Annotated in this window: 21 protein-coding genes; 11 read left to right on the forward strand and 10 right to left on the reverse strand. The window is 61.8% G+C overall.

All coding sequences use genetic code 11. The features are described from left to right. Window positions 1–2: 2 nt before the first annotated feature. Complete coding sequence (locus ACR0J1_RS11700) at window positions 3–1,493, reverse strand: MORN repeat-containing protein (protein WP_480733050.1); 1,491 nt, start codon at window positions 1,491–1,493, stop codon at window positions 3–5. 150 nt (window positions 1,494–1,643) lie between these two features. On the opposite strand from ACR0J1_RS11700, the gene ACR0J1_RS11705 reads away from it, so the two are divergent. The 3 genes from ACR0J1_RS11705 (at window position 1,644) to ACR0J1_RS11715 (ending at window position 5,333) form a co-directional block, all read left to right on the forward strand. Next, window positions 1,644–3,302: an NAD+ synthase gene (locus tag ACR0J1_RS11705; RefSeq protein ID WP_480732994.1), complete on the forward strand. Its 1,659-nt coding sequence runs from the start codon at window positions 1,644–1,646 to the stop codon at window positions 3,300–3,302. 282 nt (window positions 3,303–3,584) lie between these two features. Beyond that, window positions 3,585–3,851, forward strand: a complete 267-nt coding sequence (locus ACR0J1_RS11710; RefSeq protein WP_480732995.1) for a hypothetical protein — start codon at window positions 3,585–3,587, stop codon at window positions 3,849–3,851. A 150-nt stretch (window positions 3,852–4,001) separates the two neighbouring features. Next, window positions 4,002–5,333 carry an NAD(P)/FAD-dependent oxidoreductase gene (locus tag ACR0J1_RS11715; protein ID WP_480732996.1) on the forward strand — a complete coding sequence of 444 codons (1,332 nt, stop codon included), beginning with the start codon at window positions 4,002–4,004 and terminating at the stop codon, window positions 5,331–5,333. 4 nt (window positions 5,334–5,337) lie between these two features. Here ACR0J1_RS11715 and ACR0J1_RS11720 read toward each other — a convergent pair whose 3' ends face one another. Then, window positions 5,338–6,270 carry an MBL fold metallo-hydrolase gene (locus tag ACR0J1_RS11720; RefSeq protein WP_480534737.1) on the reverse strand — a complete coding sequence of 311 codons (933 nt, stop codon included), beginning with the start codon at window positions 6,268–6,270 and terminating at the stop codon, window positions 5,338–5,340. A 206-nt stretch (window positions 6,271–6,476) separates the two neighbouring features. On the opposite strand from ACR0J1_RS11720, the gene gltX reads away from it, so the two are divergent. Continuing rightward, window positions 6,477–7,802 carry a glutamate--tRNA ligase gene (gene gltX, locus ACR0J1_RS11725; protein WP_480732997.1) on the forward strand — a complete coding sequence of 442 codons (1,326 nt, stop codon included), beginning with the start codon at window positions 6,477–6,479 and terminating at the stop codon, window positions 7,800–7,802. A gap of 145 nt (window positions 7,803–7,947) precedes the next feature. Here gltX and ACR0J1_RS11730 read toward each other — a convergent pair whose 3' ends face one another. Continuing rightward, window positions 7,948–8,517 (reverse strand): gamma-glutamylcyclotransferase family protein, encoded by a 570-nt coding sequence (locus ACR0J1_RS11730; protein WP_480732998.1) that lies wholly within the window; start codon window positions 8,515–8,517, stop codon window positions 7,948–7,950. Between the two features lie 94 nt (window positions 8,518–8,611). Here ACR0J1_RS11730 and ACR0J1_RS11735 point away from each other — a divergent pair, with 94 nt between their 5' ends. Further along, window positions 8,612–9,058 (forward strand): RrF2 family transcriptional regulator, encoded by a 447-nt coding sequence (locus ACR0J1_RS11735; RefSeq protein ID WP_480732999.1) that lies wholly within the window; start codon window positions 8,612–8,614, stop codon window positions 9,056–9,058. A gap of 2 nt (window positions 9,059–9,060) precedes the next feature. Here ACR0J1_RS11735 and ACR0J1_RS11740 read toward each other — a convergent pair whose 3' ends face one another. Together ACR0J1_RS11740 and ACR0J1_RS11745 are read right to left on the reverse strand one after the other, a co-directional pair. Beyond that, window positions 9,061–11,589 (reverse strand): ABC transporter permease, encoded by a 2,529-nt coding sequence (locus tag ACR0J1_RS11740; RefSeq protein WP_480733000.1) that lies wholly within the window; start codon window positions 11,587–11,589, stop codon window positions 9,061–9,063. After that, entirely contained in the window at window positions 11,586–12,281 is a 696-nt protein-coding gene (locus ACR0J1_RS11745) for an ABC transporter ATP-binding protein (protein WP_480733001.1), read from the reverse strand. Before ACR0J1_RS11745 ends, ACR0J1_RS11740 begins: the two co-directional genes overlap by 4 nt. A gap of 68 nt (window positions 12,282–12,349) precedes the next feature. Here ACR0J1_RS11745 and ACR0J1_RS11750 point away from each other — a divergent pair, with 68 nt between their 5' ends. After that, window positions 12,350–12,970 (forward strand): arylesterase, encoded by a 621-nt coding sequence (locus tag ACR0J1_RS11750; RefSeq protein WP_480733051.1) that lies wholly within the window; start codon window positions 12,350–12,352, stop codon window positions 12,968–12,970. Between the two features lie 10 nt (window positions 12,971–12,980). Next, window positions 12,981–13,595: an SOS response-associated peptidase gene (locus ACR0J1_RS11755; RefSeq protein ID WP_480733002.1), complete on the forward strand. Its 615-nt coding sequence runs from the start codon at window positions 12,981–12,983 to the stop codon at window positions 13,593–13,595. On the opposite strand, the gene ACR0J1_RS11760 is transcribed toward ACR0J1_RS11755, so the two are convergent. Then, a complete protein-coding gene (locus ACR0J1_RS11760) occupies window positions 13,592–14,146 on the reverse strand; it encodes a L,D-transpeptidase (protein WP_480733003.1) in 555 nt (184 codons plus the stop codon). The genes ACR0J1_RS11755 and ACR0J1_RS11760 overlap by 4 nt on opposite strands. Window positions 14,147–14,312: 166 nt before the next feature. Further along, window positions 14,313–14,519 carry a cold-shock protein gene (locus tag ACR0J1_RS11765; RefSeq protein WP_170378838.1) on the reverse strand — a complete coding sequence of 69 codons (207 nt, stop codon included), beginning with the start codon at window positions 14,517–14,519 and terminating at the stop codon, window positions 14,313–14,315. Window positions 14,520–14,846: 327 nt separating this feature from the next. On the opposite strand from ACR0J1_RS11765, the gene ACR0J1_RS11770 reads away from it, so the two are divergent. Next, complete coding sequence (locus ACR0J1_RS11770) at window positions 14,847–15,440, forward strand: REP-associated tyrosine transposase (protein ID WP_480733004.1); 594 nt, start codon at window positions 14,847–14,849, stop codon at window positions 15,438–15,440. An 84-nt stretch (window positions 15,441–15,524) separates the two neighbouring features. Here the strand turns inward: ACR0J1_RS11770 and ACR0J1_RS11775 are convergent, their stop codons facing one another. Then, window positions 15,525–16,118: a hypothetical protein gene (locus ACR0J1_RS11775; protein ID WP_480733005.1), complete on the reverse strand. Its 594-nt coding sequence runs from the start codon at window positions 16,116–16,118 to the stop codon at window positions 15,525–15,527. 7 nt (window positions 16,119–16,125) lie between these two features. Next, window positions 16,126–17,793 (reverse strand): energy-dependent translational throttle protein EttA, encoded by a 1,668-nt coding sequence (gene ettA, locus ACR0J1_RS11780; RefSeq protein ID WP_480733006.1) that lies wholly within the window; start codon window positions 17,791–17,793, stop codon window positions 16,126–16,128. A gap of 246 nt (window positions 17,794–18,039) precedes the next feature. On the opposite strand from ettA, the gene ACR0J1_RS11785 reads away from it, so the two are divergent. From ACR0J1_RS11785 to dacB, 3 genes are all read left to right on the forward strand, one after another. After that, entirely contained in the window at window positions 18,040–18,402 is a 363-nt protein-coding gene (locus ACR0J1_RS11785; RefSeq protein ID WP_480733007.1) for an MOSC domain-containing protein, read from the forward strand. Window positions 18,403–18,434: 32 nt separating this feature from the next. Next, entirely contained in the window at window positions 18,435–19,055 is a 621-nt protein-coding gene (locus ACR0J1_RS11790) for a nicotinate-nucleotide adenylyltransferase (protein ID WP_480733008.1), read from the forward strand. A 67-nt stretch (window positions 19,056–19,122) separates the two neighbouring features. Next, window positions 19,123–20,604, forward strand: coding sequence for a D-alanyl-D-alanine carboxypeptidase/D-alanyl-D-alanine endopeptidase (dacB, locus tag ACR0J1_RS11795; RefSeq protein WP_480733009.1), 1,482 nt, complete (start codon window positions 19,123–19,125; stop codon window positions 20,602–20,604). Here dacB and ACR0J1_RS11800 read toward each other — a convergent pair. Further along, window positions 20,601–21,023 (reverse strand): tellurite resistance TerB family protein, encoded by a 423-nt coding sequence (locus ACR0J1_RS11800; RefSeq protein WP_480733010.1) that lies wholly within the window; start codon window positions 21,021–21,023, stop codon window positions 20,601–20,603. The genes dacB and ACR0J1_RS11800 overlap by 4 nt on opposite strands. Window positions 21,024–21,094: the final 71 nt, after the last annotated feature.

Here is a 21,094-nt window from a genome sequence, read left to right on the forward strand (position 1 = left end):
GCTTAGCCGTCGGATGTGGCCGCCCCGGTCGTCTCGGGCGCGTCTTCGGTTTCGGGGGCCACGGCCTCGGGCGCAGGAGTGGGCGCGCTCTGCTGGGGCTGAGAGGTCAGCGTGTCGTTGTCCCACACACCGGTTTCAACCTCGCCGCCCGCATAGCGCATGGTGCCATCGCCGTGCCGCTTATTTTCCAGAAAATGACCTTCGTAGATATCCCCGGTCTCATAGGTGGCGGTGCCGAAGCCGGAGATCTTGCCCGCGGCCCAGTCGCCCGTGTAGGTAAACCCGCCCGGCCGCGTCAGGGTACCCTTGCCATGGCGTTCGCCATTGTCGAAATCGCCTTCATAGACGGTGCCGTCGGGAAAGGTCGCCTTGCCCTTGCCGCGCCGAACACCATCCACCCAGTCTCCTTCATAGCGATAGCCATTCGCGAAGGTCAGAACGCCGGTGCCATGGCTGCGGGCGTTTCTGAACTGGCCCTTGTAGACCGTGCCGTTGGGATAGGTTGCGGTGCCCGAGCCCTCGAAGACGCCCGCAACCCAGTCGCCGTCATAGACGGTGCCGTTGGGATAGGTGGTGCGGCCCTTGCCATGCTGCAGGTCGTCCAGAAAATCGCCGATATAGACCGACCCGTCCGCATATGTGACCTCACCCAGCCCGGCGATCTGGCCATTGGCCCAAGCGCCGGAATAGCGAAAGCCGTCGAGACCGGTAAAGATACCCTGACCGTGGCGCGTATCATCGTTGAAATCGCCTTCGTAAACCGCGCCGTTGGCATAGGTCACCTTGCCCTTGCCCTGACGCCGCCCGTCCGTCAGGTCGCCTTCGTAGACATCGCCATTGGGGTAGACCAGCCGCCCCATTCCGCTCATCGCGTCCTCGACCCAGTCGCCGGAATAGGTCATGCCGCCCGCCAGATTCAAGTTGCCCGTACCGTGGCGCTGCCCGGCCTTGACGCCGCCGTCATAGGTGCTGCCGTCGGCATAGGTGATCTTTGCGGCCCCTTCTTTGCGGCCATCGACCCAATCGCCGTCATAGACATAGCCGTCGGTGCCGGTCAGCACGCCCTTGCCATGCCGCCGGGCGTCGCTGAATCCGCCCTCATAGCGCATCCCGTTGGTGTATTCGGCAATTCCGGTGCCGTTGATGGCCCCTTCGGACCAGTCGCCCTCATAGGTCTGGCCGTCGGCATAGGTGATCTTGCCGCGGCCTTCGGGGCGGCCTTTGACAAAGTTGCCTTCATAGACCGAGCCATTGGCATAGCGCGCAATCCCCTGGCCCTGGATCTCACCTTCGGCCCACTGGCCGGTATATTCGAACCCGCTGGGCAGCCGATAGGTGCCGGTGCCGTGGCGTAGGCCGTTTTCGAACGTGCCCTCGTAGACGCCGCCGACATCGTCATCGGCGATCACGATCTGCCCGTCCTGCTGACCGAGGGCGGGCTGCGTCAGCAGGGCAAGCGTTGCGGCGGCAATTGAGGTGCGGATGGCGTTCATGGTCATACCTGCCTGCGGGTATCCTGATGTTGGTCAGGGGCAAAACTAGGATACCGCCGGGGGCAGGGCAACGGCTTTTGCCGCATTTGTCTTTTACTTGCGCTGTGATCTGCTAAATCCCTGAAAGACTGACGAAGGCATGAGGGCAAAATGGCCGACCGGTTCCGTATCACTCTGGCGCAGCTGAACCCGACCGTGGGCGATATCGACGGCAATGCCGCCAAGGCCGCCGCAGCATGGGCCGAAGGGCGCGCGGCGCAGGCCGATCTGGTGGCGCTGCCCGAGATGTTCATCACCGGGTACAACACGCAGGATCTGGTGATGAAGCCGGTGTTTCACCGGGCGGCGATGGCTGCGGTCGAGGCGCTGGCCGAACACTGTGCCGATGGCCCCGCGCTGGCCATCGGTGGGCCTTGGGTCGAGGGCGGCAAGCTTTACAACGCCTATCTGATTCTCAAGGGCGGACGGATCGTCAGCAAGGTTCTGAAGCATCACCTGCCCAACGAGACGGTCTTCGACGAGGTCCGCCTGTATGATGCTGGCCCCCTAGGCGGGCCTTATGCGGTTGGCAACATCCGCATCGGCAGCCCGATCTGCGAGGATGGCTGGCACGAGGATGTGGCCGAAACGCTTGAGGAAACCGGGGCCGAGTTCCTGCTGATCCCCAATGGCTCGCCGTATTTCCGCGACAAATACGATATCCGGCTGAACCACATGGTGGCGCGGACGGTCGAAACCGGGTTGCCGGTGATCTATCTGAACATGGTCGGCGGGCAGGATGATCAGGTGTTTGACGGTGCCACCTTCGGCCTGAACCCGGGCGGAGAGCTGGCCTTTCGGATGCCGGTCTTTGACGAGGCGGTGCAGCATATCGACCTGCTGCGCGGCGATGACGGCTGGCGCATTGCGCGCGGCGAGGTCGTGCCTCAGCCTGATGTCTGGGAGCAGGATTATCGCGCCATGGTGCAATCCTTGCGCGACTACATGGGCAAGACCGGGTTCAGGAAGGCCGTTCTGGGCTTGTCGGGTGGCGTGGATTCAGCGCTGGTGGCTGCGATTGCGGTTGATGCCATCGGGGCTGGGAATGTGCGCTGTGTGATGCTGCCGTCGGAGTATACCAGCCAAAGCTCTTTGGATGATGCCGAGGCGGTCGCCAAGGCGTTGGGCGTGCATTATGACTTCGTGCCGATCTCGCAAGGTCGAGCCGCCGTGACCGACACGCTGGCCCCTCTGTTTGAAGGGCGGGATGCGGACCTGACCGAGGAAAACATCCAATCCCGCCTTCGCGGGCTGTTGCTGATGGCGATCTCGAACAAGTTTGGCGAGATGCTGTTGACCACCGGCAACAAATCCGAGGTCGCGGTGGGCTATGCCACCATCTATGGCGACATGAACGGCGGCTATAATCCGATCAAGGACCTCTACAAAACCCGCGTGTTCGAGACCTGCCGCTGGCGCAATGCCAATCATCGCGACTGGATGATGGGGCCTGAGGGCGAGGTTATCCGCCCGTCTGTCATCGACAAGCCGCCCAGTGCAGAACTGCGTGAGGACCAGAAGGACAGCGACAGCCTGCCGGATTACCCGGTGCTGGATGCGATCCTGGACATTCTGGTGGATCAGGATGGCTCGGTCGCCGATTGTGTGGCCGCCGGGTTCGACAAGACCGAAGCAGAGCGGGTCGAACATCTGATTTACATCAGCGAATACAAACGCTTCCAGTCTGCGCCGGGCACGCGCCTGACGCCGCGCGCCTTCTGGCTGGACCGACGCTATCCCATCGTGAATCGCTGGCGCGACCGAGGGTGAGGGCGAACGCCCCCTTTCAGCCCTGATTGTTGAAAGATTGAGCGCAATGTGGGCTTGGGTTTCGTATTGTTTTCCATTTTTCCTTATTTATCGGGCAGTTCCGCGTTGGCGGCTTGCGCTTCGGCCCATTTTTTGCCACATTTGTGACCGGGGTTTGCCTCATATGGGGCAAGCGTGACGCATTCCGGTGGATGGCCCCGCATTACGGGAACAAAAGCCGGACGTGTTTAACTGGGTAGAGGCATCCGTGTTTGGGATGTCAGTAAAGGTATTGGTGGTAATATGGACTATTGGTACGACAAACCGCTTCATGCTCCGATGCAAATGAAGCCTATGGAGTCAGCGCCGCGTGAGCTGGACGAGGACGCGCTGGATGCGACAATCGCGGATATTCTGAGCGAGGAAAAACCGGCGACGGTGGTTGAAAAGCCAACGCTGCGCACCGAATTTCCGACGCTGCAGCCGCAGGAAACGCCCGCCGTGCAGGACGAGCCCGGCTTTGGCGATGTGCTGCGCCAGAAATGGGCGCAACTGTCCGGCGCAGCCTGAATTGCGACGCAATCGCGCGATGATCTGAGTCGCGCTTTGGCCGAATGGACACAGGTCTGGGGAAACCCCGGGGTGCGCGCCTGTTGCGCATTGTCAGCGCATCTGTATTCGGGCTGGATGCCGCTTCGATGACCTAATCCCGAGCGGTTGATGCCTGGCCCGACTCCGACGCCTGTCGAATCTGATTTCACCCTTCCCAAGCTTGTTGATGTTGTCGTCATTGGCGGCGGCATTATCGGCGTATCAACCGCGCTCGAACTGGCCGAGCGGGGTGTCTCGGTCTTGCTCTGTGAGAAAGGCCGTATCGCGGGCGAACAAAGCTCGCGCAACTGGGGCTGGGTGCGGCTGGGGATGCGCGACCCGCGTGAAATTCCGCTGATGCTGCAGTCCGTTCACCTGTGGCAAGGGTTAGAGGCGCGGACCCGGCGCAAGACGGGTTATGCCCAATCCGGCATCCTGTTTGGTGCGTCGGACGCGCGCAGCGCAGGTAACTTGACGCGGTGGTTGCGGCATGTCGACGGGTTGCAGACCGGCGCGCGGATAGTCTCTGGGTCGGAACTGGACGCCCTTTTGCCCGACAACACCATGGCCCTGCCATCGGCACTGTATATGCCGCAAGACGGACGAGCCGAGCCGCAATGGGCGGCCCCCGCGATAGCCGAGGCGGCGCGCGACCGCGGCGCGGCGATCATGACCAATTGCGCGGTGCGCAGCATCGACATGCAGGCGGGGCGCATCGCAGGGGTTTTCACCGAACGGGGCCGCGTCGCCTGCAGCCATGTGGTTCTGGCGGGCGGCGCGTGGTCGCGCCTGTTTGCGGGCAATGCCGGGATCGCGTTGCCGCAGTTGAAAGTGCTGAACACCGTGATGCGGACGTCTCCGGCTGAACCGGGTCCCGGCGCGGCGCTGTGGAGCGATGATTTTGCCATCCGCAAGCGCGCGGATGGCGGGTACACGATCGCGTCCGGGCATGAGAACACGGTTGATATCGTGCCTGACAGTTTTCGTCTGGCTCGGCAATTCCTGCCCGCGTTCCGTCAGGAATGGCGATCCTTGCGTTTCCGCCTGTCGCGGCGCTGGCTGACCGAGGCGCGGCAGGATCGCACTTGGCTGCCCAGCGATGTGACCCCGTTCGAGCATTGCCGGGTGCTGGACCCCGAGCCCTCGCAAAAGGCGCTGCGTCAGGCTTGGGCGAGCGCCCGAAAAGCGCTGCCCGCGCTTGATGCGGCAGAGATCGTGCAAAGCTGGGCCGGGATGATCGATGTGACCCCGGATGCGATCCCGGTGATCTCGGGCGTTGATCAGATGCCGGGGTTGTTCATCGCCACCGGCTTTTCAGGCCACGGCTTTGGCATTGGCCCCGGTGCCGGGCGACTGGTGGCCGATCTTGTGATGCAGACCACGCCTTGTGTTGACCCGGCCGCATTTCGCCTGTCCCGTTTCTCGGACGGGTCGAAAGTGCGACCGGACCCCGGATATTAGGGCGTCAGCCCATCATCTGATAGCTGACCGGAACAAAGCGGAACCCGTCGCCGCGGGTTTCGACAAACCCTGCGGCCGGGAAGGGCATGTGATAGCCGATCATCGGCACCTTGTCGGCGGCCAGCAGGCCCAGAACATCGCGCCGTGACTGCGTGGCGGCGGCCTTGTCCATGTCGAACCGCACCTCCCATTCGGGATGGGCGAAGGACCAGACATAGTGATTGGCCAGATCGGCGGTCAGGATAAGCCGCTGACCGTTGCTTTCCAGATGATAGACCATATGGCCCGGCGTATGCCCGAACGCGGCCATGCCGGTGATGCCCGAGGCGACCTCGCCCCCGTCGCCGATAAAGCTCATCTTCTCGGCCAGAGGCGTGACCTTGGCGGCAACCAGATCGCCGACGCGATTGCCTGCATCCTGCGCGGCCCAGAAGTCATATTCCGGCGCGGCGGTCACGTAGCGCGCGTTGGCAAAAGTGGCGGCGTCATTGGTGGTCATGCCGCCGATATGGTCGGGGTGCATATGAGTGATCACGACCACATCAATCTGATCGGGCGTCACGCCCGCATCGGCCAGAGCGGCCTGAATGCCACCTTGCCCCAGCCCGGTGTCGAACAGGACCAGTTCTGATCCGGTATTGACCAAAGTGGGCGTAAAGAAGAAGTGTGCCTTGTCGGCGGGAATGAAATTCTCGGCCGAGACCTTGGCGAAATCTTCATCCGACGCGCCGCCGCCGAAAATCTCTTTGGCCCCGTCGCGGGGCAGGCTGCCATCCAGCAGGGTGGTGACGGTGAAATCCCCCAGCTGAAACGATTTTGCGATGGTCGAATTGGCCTTGGTCTCGGCCCCTGCGGCCAGAACCGGGGCGGCAGCGGTTGCAAATGGCAAAGCCGCTGCCGTACCAAGGGCCGCGCGGCGGGTCATCTTGATGGTCATCGTCGTTCTCCCTGTCAGAGCATAATGGGTTCAGCTAGGTCAGTCGGGGCCTGCGGCCACCTTATACCCTGCACAGTTAGGCTGCGTGGTTGAACATTACGTGTTAATTTTTGTTTATGTCGCGATCTCGGAGGTCTGCCGCCCTTCGTCATTCGCTGGACAATTCGCCTGTCCTGTGACAAGAGCCGCGCCAACAGGAGACTCCCATGACCACCACCCGTTTCGCCCCGTCGCCCACCGGTTACATCCACGTGGGCAACCTGCGCACCGCCCTGATGAACTACATGATCGCCCGCAAGGCAGGCGGTACGTTTATTCTGCGCATCGACGATACCGATCCTGAGCGATCGAAAGAAGAGTATGTCGACGCCATCAAACAGGATCTTGAGTGGCTGGGCCTTCACTGGGATCGGGTCGAGCGTCAGTCAGAACGTCTGGACCGCTACGCGGAAGCCGCCGACAAGCTGCGTGAGATGGGCCGGTTTTATGAGGCATTCGAGACGCCGACCGAGCTGGACCTCAAGCGCAAGAAGCAACTGAACATGGGCAAACCGCCGGTCTATGACCGGGCGGCGCTGGCTTTGTCGGAGGCTGAAAAAGACGCCCTGCGCGCCGAGCGTGGTAACGGCGTGTGGCGGTTCAAGCTGAACCATGAGCGGATCGAGTGGGCCGATGGGATTCTGGGCGATATCTCGATCGACGCTGCCTCGGTGTCCGATCCGGTCCTGATCCGGGGCGACGGTCAGGTTCTCTATACGATTGCCTCAGTAGTGGACGACACCGAGATGGGCGTGACCGATGTGGTGCGCGGCTCGGACCATGTGACCAACACGGCGACGCAGATTCAGATCATCGAGGCGCTGGGCGGCACGTGCCCGCGCTTTGCGCACCATTCGCTGCTGACCGGCCCGCAGGGCGAGGCGCTGTCAAAACGTCTGGGCACGCTGGCGCTGCGCGATCTGCGTGAGCAGGGTGTGCAGCCGATGGCGCTGCTGAGCCTGATGGCGCGGTTGGGGTCTTCCGATCCGGTAGAGCTGCGCGCGGATATGGCCGAGTTGATCGAGGGGTTCGACGTTACCCGGTTCGGTGCTGCCCCGACCAAGTTCGATGTGCAGGACCTGTTCCCGCTGACCGCGAAACATCTGCAGACGCTGCCGCTGGCTGACGTGGCCGATGCTGTGGCCGAGGCGGGTGTACCCGCTGATCTGGCCGAGCCGTTCTGGGCGATGGCGCGTGAAAATATCACTACGCTGGCGGACCTCAAAGGCTGGTGGGACCTGTGCCGCGACGGGGCTGAGCCCCTGATCGACGATGAAGATCGCACGTTCATAGCCGAGGCCGTCGCGTTGTTGCCAGAAGGCCCGTTTGACGGTGAGACCTGGGGCAACTGGACCAAGGCCGTGAAAGAGGCGACCGGCCGCAAGGGCAAGGGCCTGTTCATGCCGCTGCGCAAGGCGCTGACGGGTATGGAGCGCGGGCCGGAAATGGCGACTCTGCTGCCGTTGCTGCAGGTTATTCGCGCGCGCGGGTAAGGGAACGCGCCTTGTGGCGCAGGCCGGGGCTCCGCCCGTTCGAGGCTGAAACTGTCCGCCGGACAGTTTCCGGGACGCCCCTCACCCTCGGGCGGAAGTATTTTTGAACAGAAGAAGGGGTGGGCCGTTGTGCCCGCCCCTTTTGTTATGCGGGGTGGATGATCTTGCTGCCGAGGCGGTTGAGGTGGTCATCGACGCAGCGGGTTTCGTCCGGGTGCAGCTGTTGGTGGCGGGAATATCTGGGCGCGGCGCGGTCGTTCAGGATCGGGGTGTCCCAACCTTCGGTGGTTGCAAAGAAGCGGTCGGCGCCATCGATACCGTAGGCGCGCAGATACCCTTGAACCACCACATCGAGATAGCTGAGCAGTAGGGGGTGCCGCTGGTCGGGTTTGATGTGTTTGCGCTGTGGGACGGCGTAGACTGCAATCTCGACCTCCTGCGTCAGCGGGTGCGTGATGGCGTGCGTGGCGGGGATACGGTCATAGGCCCATTCGCGTTCATCCAGTGCGGCCCAGTCATCGCCGGGCACATGCGCGACCATGCCGTCGATTTCCGAATCCGGGTCCGGGATTGCAGTCAGAAAGGCAACGGGGCGCAGATCGGTGTACCTCCAGGCGCGGCGCCAGCCTTTAAGCCGTGCCGGTTGAGGGTCGGGAAAGTCGTGGGTCGACAGGTTTACGAGGCTGCCATAGCCAAAGAAATAGGGGTCTACCATGTGGGCCATGTCCTTCGATGACGATTGATGTATGTCAAACAGTCTTTTTACGAGACATGCAATAAGGCAGCATCTTGAAATTTGGGAGGTCCACATGCGGATTACCAAACGGACAAACATAGCGGTGCGCCTGCTGATGTATTGCGCCGCCCATCAGGATCGGCTGGTCACCAAATCCGAGATCGCAGAAGTGTGCAACATCTCGGAAAACCATCTGGCCCAAGTGATCAACCAGCTGAGCCAGTTGGAGTATCTAAGTACGCAGCGTGGCCGCAATGGGGGCATGACGCTGGCCCGGCCTGCGGATCAGATCCGCATCGGCTCGGTCTTTCGTCATGTCGAAGGCGGTCTGCCGATTGCCGAGTGTTTTGCGGATGCCGACAACACTTGCCCCTTGACCGACGCCTGCCGATTGCGGCTGGCGCTGCAGGACGCGGCCGAGGTGTTTTATGCCTCGCTGGATGAGATCACACTGGATGCTTTGGTTTGTGACAACGATCAGTTGCTGAAAATCCTGCAGCCCGTCGCCTGCGTGCGCTAAGCTCAGTCGCTGGCCCGCAGGATGCGTGCGGGCCGGACCGAGAGTGGGCGCAGCGCAAAGGCCAGCCCGGCGCCCAGGGTCACCAGGACGCCAGCCAGGACGATGCCAAGCGCCGAGGGCCAGATGATCGTGAACCCGGTGTCAAAGATGTAGGTGGCCACGGCCCAACCGCCTAAGATTCCGGTCAACAGCGCGACACAGCCCGCAGCCGCACCAAGCAGGACCGCGCGCAGGGCGAAACTGCGCAGGATGCGGCCCCGGTTTGCGCCCAGTGTTTTCAGGATTGCCGCCTCGTACCGGCGCGCGGGTTCGCCTGCGGCGGCGGCTCCGATCAGGACCAGAAATCCGGTCAGCAGCGACACCCCCGCGCCGTAGGACGTGGCAGCGGCAAGCCCCGCCAGCAGGCCGGACACGCGGTCGATGGCGTCACGCACCCGGACTGCGGTGATATTTGGATACTGCCCGGCCAGATCGCGCAGGATGGCGGCCTCGGCCTGTTCTTCGGCATAGACGGTCGCGATGAAGCTGTGGGGTGCCCCGGCAAGGGCCTGCGAGTTCATCGACATGATGAACCCCATGCCTGCCGTCGAAAAATCAACCTCGCGCAGGGATGTCAGTTCGGCGGTGATGTCGCGGCCGAGGATATTCACTGTCAGCTCATCGCCCAGTTTCAGACCCATCTCGGCGGCCTCTTCAGCGGCAAAGCTGACCTGTGGCGGGCCCGCGTAGTCGTCGGTCCACCATGTGCCGTCGGTGATGCGCGCGTTCTGGGGAGGTTGGTCCGAGTAGGTGACACCGCGGTCACCGTCCAGAACCCAGTGATCCCCGGCAACTTCTTGGGCAGGCCGTCCGTTGATCCGGGTGATGATCCCGCGCAGCATCGGCGCGCTTTCGATGCGACTGACAGCGGGGTCGGTTTCAAGCCGCTCGGTGAAACCCGACATCTGGTCTTTCTGGATGTCGACGAAGAAATAGGATGGGGCCACGTCGGGCAGGTTGCCCGAGATGGCGTTGCGCAGTGTTCCGTCAATTTGTCCGACCGCCGCCAGAACCGATAAACCGAGGCCCAGCGACAAGACAACCGAGGACGCCCCTTCGCGCGGGTCCGAGATTGCGGACAAGGCCCATCGCAGCGCCGGCCGACCCCGTGCCCACGGCGTTCCGATCCGCGCCAGCCTGCGGATCAGGAAGGCCGACAGCGCCAGAAGGACAAGCGCTCCGGCCAATCCACCGCTGGTCCAGAGCGTTAGCCATGTCGAACCGCTGAACCACGCGGCAGCGCCGATCAACAGGGCCAGACCGGTGCCTGCTGCCGCGATATAGGTTGGGCGAGGCAGGCTGCGCGCTGTCGAAAGCGCGTCGCGGAACAGGGTTGCAGCCCGCACCTCTTCGGTGCGGGCCAGTGGCCAGAGGGTGAACAGGAAGGCGGTCAACACGCCGTAAAGTGCGGCCTCGGCCAATGGGCGCGTATACAGCGAGAAAACGGCGGGGACAGGCAGACGGGTTTCGATCATCGGGGCCAGCAACAGCGGCAGCGCCGCGCCGAGGGCGAGGCCCAGCAGGATGCCGATGCCCGACAGAACTCCGATCTGGATCATGTAGGTCTGAAAGATCGTTGCGCGATCCGCCCCAAGCGTGCGCAGGGTGGCGATGGTTTCCGTCTTTTGGGACAGATAGGCGCGCACGGCGGCGGAGACGCCGATCCCTCCGACCGCGAGGCCCGACAGGCCGACGAGGACCAGAAAGGCGCTCAGGCGGCCTACGAATTCGGAGATGCCCGGCGCGCCATTCCGGGCATCAGTCCAACGCATCCCTGTGCCGTCGAAGGATTGCCCGGCCTCTGTTGCCAGTGCATTCAACTCTGCGCCCGGCGGCAGGTCGAGGCGGTATTTGGTGGAAAACAAGGTGCCCGGCGCCAAGAGGCCAGAGGCCTGCAGATCCTGCGTGCGGACCAGCGTCCGGGGGCCCAGAGCAAACCCATCAGCGGCGCCGTCCGGTTCATGTTCCAACGCAGCCATAAGTGTGAAGGACTGCGTTCCAAGGGTGAAGGGGTCGCCAATGCTAAGGCCCATACGGTCGATAAGCGCCGGATCCATCACGGCACCGGGCAACCCATTCGTGCCCGCGAGTGCATCCGTCAAGCTCATCTGAGGGTGCAGGCGCACCTCGCCCAGCAGCGGATAGGCATCATCCACCGCCTTTACCTGTGTCAGACCGCGCTGTGCCTGATCCCCATCGCCGGTGACGGCCATGGAGCGGAAATCAACCACTTCCGAGACCGCTTGCGCCGTGCTCTCCATCCACGCACGTTCCTGATCGTCGGCAAAGCGGTAGGTGAATTCCAACTGAGCATCGCCACCCAGCAGTGCGGCCCCTTCCTGCGTCAGCCCCGTTTGGATCGCCTGCCGGACCGAGCCCACTGCCGCAATCGCGGCGACCCCGAGGGCGAGGCAGGCCAGAAACACCCGGAACCCGCGCAGCCCGCCGCGCAGTTCGCGCCGTGCCAGACGCCCAGCCAGGCGCAGGCTCATTCGGCGGCCTCGCGCTGAGTGTCTTCGGCGATCCGGCCATCCCGCAGCCGTATGACACGGTCGCATTTCTGCGCCAAAGTATGGCTGTGTGTGACCAGAATAAGCGTCGCGCCGTGGCGGTCGCGCAACCCGAACAACAGGTCGATGATCGCGGCCCCGTTGGTTTCGTCCAGATTGCCGGTGGGCTCGTCCGCCAGCAGGATCTGCGGGCGCGGGGCTGCTGCGCGGGCCAGCGCGACGCGCTGTTGTTCACCCCCGGACAGTTGCGCCGGATAGTGATCGCACCGGTGGGACAAGCCAACGGCGTCCAACTCGGCCTCGGCGCGCGCAAAGGCATCCTTGTGGCCCGCCAATTCCAGCGGGGTGGCGACATTTTCCAGCGCTGTCATCGTCGGGATCAGGTGAAAGTTCTGAAACACCACACCCATCGCATCGCGCCGGAGACGGGCCAGAGCATCTTCGCCCATCGTGCCGAGATCGTGGCCCAATGCGCTGACGGTTCCCGCCGTTGCCTGCTCGAGCCCGCCCATCAGCATCAGCAGCGAGGACTTGCCCGAACCAGAGGGACCGACCAGCCCCAGCGTCTCGCCCTTGTTCACGGTCAGCGAGATATCATGCAGGATATCCACGCGTCCGGCATTGCCATCCAGCGATAAAGCGGCATCTTGGAGGGTAAGAACAGGTGTCGTCATCAGTCCGCCTGGCAAGGGAGTGTGGTCCATTGGGATATGGCGTGAAACGGAAATTGCGCAAGGCTTTGATGCCCGTCGCGCTGATCTGTTGCGGTTGTGCCGCGATGGCCGAGCCGATTGTGATCGCAGCGCTGGGGGATTCGCTGACGCAGGGCTATGGCCTGCCCGAACAGGATGGGTTTGTGCCGCAACTGCAACGCTGGTTGCAGGATCAGGGGGCCGACGTGCGGTTGATCAACGCAGGTGTATCGGGCGACACTACCGCCGGTGGGGCCGCTCGCGTGGACTGGACCCTGACGCCCGAGGTCGACGGGATGATCGTGGCGTTGGGCGGCAACGATCTGCTGCGCGGGATTGATCCGGACGTCTCGCGTGCCAACCTTACGGCCATTCTGAACACCGCCGGTGCGTCCGGGGTCGAGGTTTTGGTGATCGGAATGCAGGCCCCGGGCAATTACGGGGCCGACTACAAACAGCGTTTTGATGCGATGTACCCCGAGCTGGCGCAGCAGTTCGACGCGCTCTATGCCGAGAGTTTCTTTGCGGGTCTCACAGCCGCTGGCGACCCAGCAGCAGCGCGTCAATACATGCAGCCGGATGGAATTCACCCAAATGCGAAAGGAGTGTCTCTGATCGTCGAGGCGCTTGGGCCGGAGGTGCTCGTACTCGCCGAGGAGGCCGCAAAATAGGAGGGGGGCGATGCCCGGACGGTTCTTTCTGACACGACCGATCTCGGGGATCGCCGAGGATCTGGGTGTCGCGGATGATCTGCCGCCGCAGCACCCGCGTCGGAACATTCAGCCGGGGCAAGAGGTGGTGGTGTTGACGACCGACGGGCTGTCGCTGATGCGTTGGGGCATGATCCCGGTGGGGCGTGTCAATGCCCGCGGGCGTCCGGTTATGGAGACGATCATCAATGCCCGTTCCGAGACTGTCTTTGACAAAAGCGCTTTTGATGGCGTCGGGCGGGCGGTCATTCCCGTGGATGGCTGGTATGAATGGACCGGAGAGAAACGGCGCAAAACCGCATGGCGCATCGCAGCGAAGGACGGGTCTCCCTTGTTTTTCGCCGCGATTACAGATGCTTGGAATGCGCCCGGCGGGCTGCGCGTCGAGCAGGTGGCGGCAGTGACTTGTGCACCGAATGCGGATGTAGAACCTATCCATCACAGAATGGGCGTTCTGCTGGACCGGGATGCGGTGCAGCTTTGGCTGACCGGAACCGAGGAACAGGTGCAAAGCCTTATGCATCCGTGGCCTGACGGGCGACTGCGCATCGAGCAGGCTGACGATGTCGACTGGTCGGCCCCTTAGACCACCGTCACCACGGTTCCGATGGGCACACGGTTATAAAGATCGATGACATGCTCGTTCAGCATCCGGATACAGCCATTGGACGCCGCCCGCCCGATGGTCTGAGGCTGGGTGGTCCCGTGGATGCGGAAATAGGTGTCGACGCCGTTCTGGAACAGGTATAAAGCCCGCGCGCCCAAGGGGTTATCGCCTCCGCCCGGTTGGACGTAGTCGTTATCTTTAAAGCGGGCATAGGCGACGGGATCACGCTCGATCATCTCGTTGGTGGGCCGCCAGGTGGGCCATTCCTTCTTGACGTCGATGGTGGCGGTCCCGGTGAACTCAAGCCCCGCTTTGCCGACGCCACAGCCGTAACGGACCGCTTTACGCGGTTCGGTCACGTAGTACAGATAGAAGGATCGGGGCACGACCAGCAACTGACCAGGCTGGAATTGTTTTTTGATTCTAACGATTTGCGGTGTTGGATCGTATTCCACAGCCTTTTTGGCCCAGGCAAAGCCCGGCAGCAGGCTGGCAGCAGTTCCGGCCAGAAAAACGCGGCGTGTGAACATGGGTTGTTCCCCTAAATGACCAAATAAATCATGACGCTAGTTTCGAAATGATAGCCGATTTGGTCAATCGCCGGGGTGGCATAACTGAAATGTGATGTATTCTGCGTGCCACACAAACGGTGTGGCAACGAAAAAGGGCAGGGAAAAACCCTGCCCTTTGAACGGCTTAGGCCAGTTCGATATTGTCCGCGCTTTCGCGGCCGTCACGACCCGAGCGCAGCTCGTACGTGACTTTCTGGTTGTCGGCCAGACCGGTGAGGCCCGAACGCTCGACAGCCGAGATGTGTACGAAGATGTCTTTGCCGCCATCTTCGGGTGCGATAAAGCCGTAGCCTTTGGTGGTGTTGAACCATTTTACGGTGCCTGCGGGCATATCCGTTGTCTCCTGTTTAGTGCTGCCCACGGGGTTGCGGCAGCCCGGCGTCGTTGTCTGGATCGATAGACTGAGCGCCGTAGAAGGAGACAGTAGGTCGAAATAGAAAAACGTAAGCCTCTTGGATATGGCATCGGTCAGCCGGTGTGGCAAGGGTGGATTGTAGGGTTTGTACAAGGGTTTGAGGGGCAATCGTCCGACTTGTACAAAATTCCGCCGATGGGTTTGGTTATCGGTTTGTGGTTGCGCCATAGGGTGGGGTTATCCCTCTGGTGGGCCGGGCGGGTCTTCAGAATCCGTTAACCCTCGTCATGGTCAGGTTACGGGATGAGCGATTATCGACGCGTCCGTATTCCCGGGGCCAAGTATTTTTTCACCTTGTCTCTGGCCGACCGTTCGTCGGATTTGTTGGTGCGCGAGGTGGCACATTTGCGCGCGGCCTTTGCAGTGACGCAGAGAGAGCGGCCGTTCTGGTGCGATGCGTTTGTCGTGTTGCCGGATCACCTGCACGCGGTTTGGACCTTGCCGCCGGGGGATGCGGATTTTTCGACGCGGTGGGGTGCGATCAAGGCGCGGTTTACCATGCGTTTGAACAAGGCAAGGCGTAGGCCGGGCTTCAGCCCGGCATCCGAATCCCTGCCCGTGGTGACCTCTGGCAGATATGCCGGGCTGAAGCCCGGCCTACGGCAAAACAAACGTGAGGCGGCGATTTGGCAACGCCGGTTTTGGGAACATACGATTCGGGACGAGCGGGATTACCGCAATCATGTGGAATATTGTTGGGGGAATCCGGTGAAGCACGGGTTGGTGGCGCATCCAACCGATTGGCCGTATTCGTCGATCCATCGCGATATTCGCGCAGGTCGGGTTGATCCGGAATGGAGCGGCGTTGTCACAGAAGGTGCATTTGGGGAACCGTAGGATGGGTGATTTCACCCATCAATTTATGTGGTTGGATATTGGAGTATTGAGGAGTGATGGGTGCAAGCACCCATCCTACGCTTGTCACAAGCTCTCGATCCACTTGGGGACAAACGATTCGTCGTCCGGTAGCCATGGGGTATTTCGAGGTTTCAATATCACTTCGAAGGGGTGCTGGGATCGTGAGTGCCTAATTTCCAGCATATGCCAATAGTCTGAAATATCGGCTTTCGTGTTGCGCATCTCATCTTGTAATTGAAGGTGCCAATTTAGCGCCTCGTCTAGAGCCTTCTTCTTAAAGTGAAACTTTCGCGCTGAGCCTGGATCTATAGTGATTATACTACCGTCTAATCCATATTCATCTTTTAAACTCGAAGTCATCGTTTCAGCGATAACAGAAATGGGCCGCAATGGAGAATGCCGCGTGAAACCCAGTCCTTGAACGGACAGCCGTGGAACTTTTTTTCCTGAACCCACCCAGATTTCTCGGAGTGAAATGGATGATGCTCCCGCGTTCATCATCCACACCTCGAAGTACGGTTCTTCGATATCATCGAACAGCACATCCACGGATACGATCAAGTATCTCTGATCGCGCAAATATCGGAAGATTGAAAACACGGCCAACGCAGTCGACAAAATAGCGCCGTAAATTGCAAGAATTTGCGTTAGGACCATCTAATCCTCACCGCGCAAACTTCTTATGCTTCAACCGCTTGGGCTCCAGCGCGTCTGGTCCCAACCGCCGCTTTTTATCCTCTTCGTAATCCTCGAAGTTGCCCTCGAACCACTCGACATGCGCGTCGCCCTCAAACGCCAGAATATGCGTGCAGATGCGGTCGAGGAAGAAGCGGTCGTGCGAGATCACAACGGCACAGCCAGCGAAATCGACCAGCGCGTCTTCCAGCGCGCGCAGGGTTTCGACGTCCAGATCGTTGGTCGGCTCGTCGAGCAGCAGGACGTTGCCGCCCTCTTTCAGCAGGCGGGCCATGTGGACGCGGTTGCGCTCACCGCCAGATAATAGCGAGACCTTTTTCTGCTGGTCGCCGCCCTTGAAATTGAAGGACGAGCAATAGGCGCGGGAATTGACCTGCGCGTCACCCAGCTGGATGATCTCGGCGCCGCCGGTGATCGCCTCCCACACGGTGTCGTTGTCTTTCAGGTCATCGCGGGATTGGTCTACATAGGAAAGCTCGACCGTGTCGCCCAGCGTGATGGTGCCGCTGTCGGGCTGTTCCTGCCCGGTCAGCATCTTGAACAGGGTCGATTTACCGGCACCGTTTGGGCCTATGACGCCGACGATGCCGCCGGGGGGCAGGGCGAAGTCCAGCCCTTCGATCAGTTGCTTGTCGCCCATGTGTTTCGACAGGCCCTCGACCTCGATTACCTTACCGCCAAGGCGCTGGCCGTTGGGGATGACGATCTGGGCGCGGGTCAGCTTTTCGCGCTCGGACTGTTCGGCCAGTTCGTTATAGGCGTTGATCCGGGCCTTGGATTTGGCCTGACGGGCCTTCTGACCCTGACGCATCCATTCCAGTTCGCGTTGCAGGGTTTTCTGCTTGGACTTGTCCTCGCGGGCTTCCTGTTCCAGCCGCTTGGTCTTTTGTTCCAGCCATGCGGAGTAGTTGCCCTCGTACGGAATGCCGCGGCCGCGGTCGAGTTCGAGGATCCAGCCGGTGATGTCGTCTAGGAAATAGCGGTCGTGGGTGACGATCAGGATGGTGCCCTTGTAGTCGATCAGGTGCTGTTGCAGCCAGGCGATGGTCTCGGCGTCCAGGTGGTTGGTCGGTTCGTCGAGCAGCAGCATGTCGGGGGCTTCGAGCAGCAGCTTGCAGAGCGCGACGCGGCGTTTCTCACCACCCGAGAGGTTGGCGATGTTGGCGTCATCCGGCGGGCAACGCAGCGCCTCCATCGAGACGTCGATCTGGCTGTCGAGGTCCCACAGATTTTCCGCGTCGATGGCGTCCTGCAGGGTGGTCATTTCTTCCATCAGCTCGTCCGAGTAGTTCTCGGCGATCTCCATGGCGATCTCGTTGAAACGGTCGACTTTGGCCTTTTTCGCGGCGACGCCCAGCATGACGTTTTCGCGGACGGTCAGGGATTCATCCAGCTTCGGTTCCTGCGGCAGATAGCCGACCTTGGCGCCTTCAGCCGCCCATGCCTCACCCGTGAAGTCGGTGTCGAGGCCGGCCATGATCTTCATCAGCGTCGATTTACCCGCGCCGTTGACGCCGACAACACCGATTTTCACGCCGGGCAGAAAGCTCAGGTGGATGTTTTCAAAGCACTTCTTGCCACCGGGATAGGTCTTTGAGACACCCTGCATGTGGTAGACATATTGATAGGCGGCCATGTCGCGTCCTCTGGGTCGGGGGAATTGGGTTGGAACGCTGGATATCTGAGCGGGACGGGCGGGGCAAGCTGGTGGTTTTGTGAATTTTGTACGGACGGTTTGTGCAATAGATGTATTGCGGCAAGGTGTGGAGGTGTTTTGGCAGGACTGGCGGAATTGATTGCTGGGTGGGCACAGCCCGGTCGATTGACCTGGATTGGCGCGCGCCCTGTTCGCCGGGAGGCGATGGCTGCGTGTGAGGAGGCCTTGATCACCGCCGACGGCCTCGACGGTGATAGGGCGCGCGCGGGTAAGCGGGCTGTGACATTGATCCAGCAGGAACATCTGGCGGCGATTGGGTCTTATCTGGGGCGGGGGCCGGTTGCGCCCGAAATCCTGCGACGCAATCTGGTGATTTCGGGGATCAATCTGGCGGCGCTCAAGGGCCGTGAGGTGCAGGTGGGGGAGGCTGTTTTGCGGCTCACCGTGATCTGTGCGCCCTGCAGCCGGATGGAAGAGGCGCTGGGCAAGGGCGGCTATTCCGCCGTGCGCGGGCATGGGGGATGGTGTGCCGAGGTCATACGTCCGGGACGGGTTGCGTTGGGCGATGTGGTGCAGCCGGTCGATTGACAACCAAGCACAGTTCTGAACATCAGCAAAGGATGGAGCGTTTCCAAATCCCATATGCGCGGCCCGGGCAGGTCGTGGGGCTGTTGGGGGGGTCTTTTGATCCGCCGCATCAGGGCCATGTGCATGTCACGCGCGAGGCGATGAAGGCCTTTGGGCTGGATCGGGTGTGGTGGCTGGTGTCCCCCGGCAACCCGCTGAAGGAACACGGGCCTGCGCCGCTGCAGCGGCGGGTCCAGGCGGCGCGGAATGTGATGAGGCATCCGCGGGTCGAGGTCACCGATATCGAAGCGCTGGCAGGCACGCGGGCGACGGCGGATACTCTGACGGCCCTCCGGCGGCTTTATCCTCAAGTGCGATTTGTCTGGATCATGGGAGCCGACAATCTGGCACAGTTCCATCTCTGGAAAGACTGGCGGTTGATCATGGACAGCATCCCCGTCGGTGTGGTGGCGCGGCCGGGGGATCGGATCTCGGCGCGGGTGTCTCCGGCGGCGCGGATTTATGCGCGTTATCGGATCGACGGACAGGCGCGGCATCTGTTGGGGCGGGCTGACGCGCCGGCGTGGTGTTTCGTGAACGTGCCGATGGTTGACGTCAGTTCAACTGATCTTCGCAATCGCGGCATCTGGGGCGATGGGGTGTTGCCGGAATGACTCCGGTCGGCGCATAATCTTAATCTGATGATTGTCTGCATTTAAGCTCTGGGATTTTAATTGCCCTATGGTTGATCGTATTTCGCGTCGTTTGTTTCTGGGGGGATTGGGGGCGTCTTTGGTTCCGGGCACCGGACTGGCCGAGGCCCCCTTGGTGTCTTTGCGCCCAGTGCTGCGCGGGCCACAGCCCAGTGGAGCGGAACGGCTTGTAAAGGCTGCCGGTCTTAAGGGTGAGGTTGTCTTTGCCGTGGCCGATGTGAAAACCGGAACCCTGCTGGAGGCGTTCGGCAATGGCCAGAGCCTGCCGCCTGCCAGCGTGGCCAAGGCGCTGACCGCGCTCTACGCACGGGATGTCTTGGGGCCGGATTATCGGTTCGAGACGGCTCTGATCGCGGGTGGACCTGTTGAAAACGGTATCCTGAAAGGGGATCTGATCCTTGCGGGTGGAGGTGATCCGCTGCTGGACACCGATGCGCTGGCCTCTATGGCGGCCAACCTGCGCGAGGCGGGCATCACCGAGGTGCGCGGGGCGTTCAAGGTTTATGACGGGGCGCTGCCTTATGTGTTCAGCATTGACCCCGGACAACCCGATCATCTGGGCTATAGCCCTGCGATCAGCGGGATTTCCCTGAATTTCAACCGGGTTCATTTCGAATGGAAACGCGAGAGCACCGGCTACGGCGTGACCATGGATGCGCGCAGTGCCCGTTACAATCCGTCGGTTGATATGGCCATGATGCAGGTCGTGAATCGCAGCCTGCCGATCTACACCTACCAACCAAGCGCGCGGCAGGATCGTTGGACCGTCGCCAAAGGCGCGCTGGGCAACGAAGGCGCCCGGTGGCTTCCAGTACGCAAGCCTGCGCTTTATGCGGGCGATGTGTTCAGGACGCTGGCGCGGGTGAATGGCATCGTACTGGGTCGGGTTCAAGTGACACGGCAGACGCCGCAGGGGTCGCCGCTGGTCGTCCATCAGAGCGATCCGCTGGAGAGTATTCTGAAGGGGATGTTGAAGTATTCGACCAACATCACCGCCGAGATGGTCGGTATGGCCGCGACAACGGCACGCGGGGTGAGACCGCAGAGCCTTGCAGATTCTGCCGCCGAGATGAACCGATGGGCGGCCGAGAGCTTTGGTGCGGACGGGATCGCGATGGAGGATCACTCGGGTTTGGGCGATGCCTCGCGCATGGACCCTGCAGCGCTGGTCAGGGTGCTGGCCGCGGTGGGCAACGAGGCGACGCTGCGGCCCTTGTTGCGGTCATTCACGCTGGCCGACAGCCAGGGGCGGCCGGTCAGGGATCATCCGATCAAGGTGGATGCGAAGACGGGGACGTTGAATTTTGTTTCGGGTCTGGGCGGGTATCTGACCACGGCGGATGGCAAGACGGATATGGCCTTTGCCATCTTCACCGCCGATCTGGATCATCGTGCTACCATCCCGCGCGCAAATCGCGAACGGCCGCAGGGCGCGCGCGGCTGGAACAACAGGTCGCGCAAGCTGCAGCGCGCGCTGCTTGAGCGCTGGGGGTCGATCTACGGCAGCTAAGTGGTGTGCCGCGCCCGGGCCCCGCGTTCGATGGCGGCGGCGTGCAGGCGGTCGACATTCAGCTCATAGCGGATTTCTTCCAGCAGGCGCAGCTCGGTCTCGGCCAGCGCGCCGTCGGCGGCGGCCACGTCACAGGCCAGCGCATACGCGGTTTCGTTCAACCGCTCGGGCAGGTTGTCGCGGATCAGGCCGAAAAGCGCATCCAGCCCCTCTTCCTGTTCGAACAGGTCGAACACGATCTGCGAGACGACGCGGATGCGGTCGATGTCATAGCCCGCAAAGACCGGCAGCATGTTCACGGCGGTCTCGATCTTGACCAGCTCGGCCGTGCGGATGTTTTCGTCCGAGGCCGACACCGCGACCATGATCGCCACAAGGCAATCCTGCGGGGACAAGGAGGGTGAGGTCTGCTCGGTCATGGGATCGTCCTGCATACTGGGTCTGTTGGCGCACGATAGGAGGGGGGGCGGGGAGGTTCAACCGATTGTTT

The organism is Ruegeria sp. CJ3, from assembly GCF_056536725.1.

Bases quoted from the DNA above. Each gene is read 5' to 3' on its own strand.
- ACR0J1_RS11760 (WP_480733003.1), bottom strand. From the start codon at position 14,146: ATGTTCACACGCCGCGTTTTTCTGGCCGGAACTGCTGCCAGCCTGCTG.
- ettA (WP_480733006.1), bottom strand. From the start codon at position 17,793: ATGGCCGCCTATCAATATGTCTACCACATGCAGGGTGTCTCAAAGACC.
- ACR0J1_RS11755 (WP_480733002.1), top strand. From the start codon at position 12,981: ATGCCCGGACGGTTCTTTCTGACACGACCGATCTCGGGGATCGCCGAG.
- ACR0J1_RS11715 (WP_480732996.1), top strand. From the start codon at position 4,002: ATGCCTGGCCCGACTCCGACGCCTGTCGAATCTGATTTCACCCTTCCC.
- ACR0J1_RS11800 (WP_480733010.1), bottom strand. From the start codon at position 21,023: ATGACCGAGCAGACCTCACCCTCCTTGTCCCCGCAGGATTGCCTTGTG.
- ACR0J1_RS11770 (WP_480733004.1), top strand. From the start codon at position 14,847: ATGAGCGATTATCGACGCGTCCGTATTCCCGGGGCCAAGTATTTTTTC.
- dacB (WP_480733009.1), top strand. From the start codon at position 19,123: ATGGTTGATCGTATTTCGCGTCGTTTGTTTCTGGGGGGATTGGGGGCG.
- ACR0J1_RS11700 (WP_480733050.1), bottom strand. From the start codon at position 1,493: ATGAACGCCATCCGCACCTCAATTGCCGCCGCAACGCTTGCCCTGCTG.
- ACR0J1_RS11720 (WP_480534737.1), bottom strand. From the start codon at position 6,270: ATGACCATCAAGATGACCCGCCGCGCGGCCCTTGGTACGGCAGCGGCT.
- ACR0J1_RS11790 (WP_480733008.1), top strand. From the start codon at position 18,435: ATGGAGCGTTTCCAAATCCCATATGCGCGGCCCGGGCAGGTCGTGGGG.
- ACR0J1_RS11745 (WP_480733001.1), bottom strand. From the start codon at position 12,281: ATGACGACACCTGTTCTTACCCTCCAAGATGCCGCTTTATCGCTGGAT.
- ACR0J1_RS11710 (WP_480732995.1), top strand. From the start codon at position 3,585: ATGGACTATTGGTACGACAAACCGCTTCATGCTCCGATGCAAATGAAG.
- ACR0J1_RS11735 (WP_480732999.1), top strand. From the start codon at position 8,612: ATGCGGATTACCAAACGGACAAACATAGCGGTGCGCCTGCTGATGTAT.
- gltX (WP_480732997.1), top strand. From the start codon at position 6,477: ATGACCACCACCCGTTTCGCCCCGTCGCCCACCGGTTACATCCACGTG.
- ACR0J1_RS11705 (WP_480732994.1), top strand. From the start codon at position 1,644: ATGGCCGACCGGTTCCGTATCACTCTGGCGCAGCTGAACCCGACCGTG.
- ACR0J1_RS11765 (WP_170378838.1), bottom strand. From the start codon at position 14,519: ATGCCCGCAGGCACCGTAAAATGGTTCAACACCACCAAAGGCTACGGC.
- ACR0J1_RS11775 (WP_480733005.1), bottom strand. From the start codon at position 16,118: ATGGTCCTAACGCAAATTCTTGCAATTTACGGCGCTATTTTGTCGACT.
- ACR0J1_RS11750 (WP_480733051.1), top strand. From the start codon at position 12,350: ATGCCCGTCGCGCTGATCTGTTGCGGTTGTGCCGCGATGGCCGAGCCG.
- ACR0J1_RS11740 (WP_480733000.1), bottom strand. From the start codon at position 11,589: ATGAGCCTGCGCCTGGCTGGGCGTCTGGCACGGCGCGAACTGCGCGGC.
- ACR0J1_RS11730 (WP_480732998.1), bottom strand. From the start codon at position 8,517: ATGGTAGACCCCTATTTCTTTGGCTATGGCAGCCTCGTAAACCTGTCG.